General features: G+C 64.5%; 3 protein-coding genes. All 3 read right to left on the bottom strand.

Annotated elements, in window-relative coordinates; genetic code table 11:
* Nucleotides 1-83: 83 nt before the first annotated feature.
* Entirely contained in the window at nucleotides 84-1,049 is a 966-nt protein-coding gene (murB, locus tag ENZ74_RS26200) for a UDP-N-acetylmuramate dehydrogenase (RefSeq protein WP_063168309.1), read from the bottom strand.
* Nucleotides 1,046-2,452 carry a UDP-N-acetylmuramate--L-alanine ligase gene (gene murC, locus ENZ74_RS26195; RefSeq protein ID WP_013530958.1) on the bottom strand — a complete coding sequence of 469 codons (1,407 nt, stop codon included), beginning with the start codon at nucleotides 2,450-2,452 and terminating at the stop codon, nucleotides 1,046-1,048. The genes murB and murC overlap by 4 nt, the downstream gene beginning before the upstream one ends.
* Nucleotides 2,449-3,409: UDP-N-acetylglucosamine--N-acetylmuramyl-(pentapeptide) pyrophosphoryl-undecaprenol N-acetylglucosamine transferase (locus ENZ74_RS26190; protein WP_164761219.1), on the bottom strand; the 961-nt coding region annotated here is incomplete at its 5' end. The genes ENZ74_RS26190 and murC, both read right to left, overlap by 4 nt.

Genomic DNA, 3,409 nt, shown 5'->3' with positions numbered 1-3,409 from the left:
TGTGTCGAGATTCAGGTCAGGCCGAGTCGAAAACGATGGCTTTCGAGAACCGGAGCGGAGCATCACCTGAATATCAGCGCACCTTAAAGGAGCTGCCCGAGAAACTCCTGAACGGCATGCCCTGGCCGGAAATTGCCGATGCGCTTGATTTCCCATTGCAGCCGGATACCGGAATTCTCCAGCACCCGCGTGCGCACCGTCTCGCCGAGATATTCAAGGTCGTAGCCGGTCGCGGTTCCGGTGTTGATCATGAAGTTGCAATGCATCGGCGACATCTGCGCGCCGCCGATCATCAGGCCGCGGCAGCCCGCTTTGTCGATCTCCTTCCAGGCCGATGTGCCGTCGGGATTCTTGAAGGTCGAGCCGCCGGTCTTTTCGCGGATCGGCTGCACGGTCTCACGATGGTTCTGCACGGCCTCCATCGCAGCCTTGATGGTCGCCCTGTCCTCGGCAAAGCCTTCGAACACGGCGGAGGTGAAGATCAGCCCGGAGGGAGCCGCCGAATGGCGATAGGCGTATCCCATATCGGCATTGCTCAGCGTCTGCACATTGCCCTTGCGATCGAGTGCTCGCACTTCGATGACGCGCTCGCGCGTCTCGACGCCATTGGCGCCGGCATTCATTCGCAGCGCACCGCCGATTGCACCCGGAATGCCGTGGTAGAAATGAAAGCCGCCAATGCCGGCCTCGAGCGCCACCGCTGCGACGCGCTTGTCGGGGGTCGCAGCTCCCGCCTTGATCCTGATTGGCGAAATCACCTCGGCATCGCCGAAGCCCTTGGCCGAAAGCCGAATGACAAAGCCCTCGATGCCGCCATCGCGGACCAGAAGGTTGGAGCCGACGCCGACGACCGTCAGCGGTATCTCTTCGGGAACGGCTTTCAGGAACGCGGCAAGGTCCTCCTCATCGGCCGGCTGGAACAACGCTTCAGCCAGCCCCCCGGCACGGAACCAGGTGATCTTGTCCATCTCGGCGTTCGGCGTCAGGCGGCCACGCAGGCCGGCAAGCCGGTCGCCAAGTCTGTCGATCAGGGCCTGGCCGTGCCTCATGAGACGGTCCCGCCAAGCTCCTTGGGCAACGCATAGGCCCATTGGGTGATGTTGCCGGCTCCAAGGAAGACGACGAAATCGCCCGGCTTGGCCAGATCACGGACGATGGGCGCAATCGCCGCCGGGCCCTCGATGTAGCGCGCGTCGCGATGACCGCCGGCGCGGATGCGCGACACCAGCGCGTCCGAGCTGACGCCGTCGATCGGCTCTTCGCCGGCGGCGTAGACCGGCGCCACCATTACTGTGTCGGCGTCGTTGAAGCAGGTGGAAAACTCGTTGAACAGATCATGCAGCCGGGTGAAGCGATGCGGCTGGGCAATGGCGATGACACGACCCTGGGTGGCGCTGCGCGCCGCCTTCAGCACCGCCGAGATCTCGACCGGATGGTGGCCGTAATCGTCGAATATTTCGACGCCGTCCCACGAACCGGTATGGGTGAAGCGGCGCTTGACGCCGGCGAAGGACGACAGGCCCTTCTTGATCGCCTCGGCCGACAGGCCGAGTTCGTGCGCGACCGCGATTGCTGCCGTCGCGTTGGAGACGTTGTGACGGCCGGGCATCGGCAGGCGCAGGCCTGCTATGACAGTCTGGCCGCCGGTCTTGCGGTCGCGGATCACCACGTCGAATTCCGAAATGGCACCTGACATGCGGTGATTGGTAAAGCGCACGTCGGCCTGCGCATTCTCGCCATAGGTGATGACCCGGCGGTCCTCGATGCGGCTGACCAGCGCCTGCACTTCGGGGTGATCGGTGCACATCACGCCAAAACCGTAGAACGGAACGTTCTCGACAAACTGGCGGAACGCCTCGCGCACCTTGTCGAAGCTGCCATAGTGGTCAAGATGCTCGGGGTCGATGTTGGTGACGACCGCGATCTCGGCCGGCAGTTTCAGGAAGGTGCCGTCGCTCTCGTCGGCCTCGACCACCATCCATTCGCCGTCGCCCATGCGGGCGTTGGTGCCGTAGGCATTGATGATGCCGCCATTGATCACGGTCGGATCGAGCCCGCCCGCATCGAGCAAGGTCGCCACCATCGAGGTCGTCGTCGTCTTGCCATGCGTGCCGCCGATCGCCACCGCCTGGCGAAAGCGCATCAGTTCGGCCAGCATCTCGGCCCGGCGCACGATCGGCAGCAGCTTTTCGCGCGCGGCCTTCAGCTCAGGGTTGGATTTCTTGATCGCCGTCGAGACGACCACCACCTCGGCATCGCCGAGATTCTCGGCCCTATGGCCGACGAAGCATTCGATGCCCTTGTCGCGCAGCCGCTGCACATTGGCGCTTTCGGCCTGGTCGGACCCTTGCACCTTGTAGCCGAGATTGTGCAGCACTTCGGCAATGCCGCTCATGCCGATGCCGCCAATGCCGATGAAATGCACAAGGCCGATGGTCTGCGGCATCTTCATGCTTGCGTCCCCTTCCTGAAATCCGAAACGGTTTTTTTGGACGCAATAGCCTCTGTAAGATCGGCGAGCAACCGTGCCGCGTCCGGCCTGCCGGCCGATTTCGCACCCGCCGCCATTGCCGTCAGCCGATCGGGGTCGTCCATCAGCCCGCCGACAAGCGCTGCGATGCGTTCGGACGAGAGCGAGGATTGCGGATGCACTTCGCCGCCGTCGGCAGCGGCAAGGGCCGCCGCGTTCGCCGCCTGATCGTGATCGAGCGCATGGGGGTAAGGCACCAGCAGCGCCGGCCGGCCGATGACGGCGATCTCCGAGACGGTCGAGGCGCCGGAACGCGAGATCACCAGATGAGCGGCCGCCATGCGTGCCGCCCTGTCGGTGAAGAAGGGCGAGACCTCGACGGCGACGCCAAGGGTGGCATAGACCGCCTTGACCCGCGCCACGTCATCGGCGCGCGCTTGTTGGGTAATGACCAGCCGTTTGCGCTGGGCGTCGGAAAGCAGCGCAATGGCTCCCGGCACGGCATCGGAAAAGAATTGGGCGCCCTGGCTGCCGCCAAAAACCAGCAGGCGGAACGGTTGATCCCCGGCAGATGCCGCATAGGCAGTCTTGGCCGCTTCCAGCACCGCAGGCCGGACCGGATTGCCTGTCGTCACCGTCTTGACCCCGGCTGCACTGCTGTCCTGCGGCAGGAAGCCGCCGGCGATCGCGTCGACACGGCCGGCCAGCGCCCGGTTGGCGCGCCCCATCACCGCGTTCTGCTCATGGATCAGGGTCGGTACCTTGCGCCGTGTCGCCGCGTAGAGCGGCGGCAAGGTTGGATAGCCGCCGAAGCCGACGACGGCATCCGGCTTGATCCTGGCGATGACGGCAGAAGCCTGGCGCACGCCGCGCCAGATTTTCCAGAAGGCACCAAGCAGGGCAAAAGGATTTTTCGAGCCCATCGTCGCCGACTGGATC

The sequence above is a fragment of the Mesorhizobium sp. M7A.F.Ca.CA.002.15.2.1 genome (assembly GCF_003998715.1).
In the GTDB taxonomy this organism is placed as follows: domain Bacteria; phylum Pseudomonadota; class Alphaproteobacteria; order Rhizobiales; family Rhizobiaceae; genus Mesorhizobium; species Mesorhizobium ciceri.
This window is presented reverse-complemented; position numbering and strand designations above follow the sequence as displayed.

Excerpts from the sequence above, each read along its gene's own strand:
- murB (WP_063168309.1), bottom strand. The coding sequence starts at position 1,049 with ATGAGGCACGGCCAGGCCCTGATCGACAGACTTGGCGACCGGCTTGCC.
- murC (WP_013530958.1), bottom strand. The coding sequence starts at position 2,452 with ATGAAGATGCCGCAGACCATCGGCCTTGTGCATTTCATCGGCATTGGC.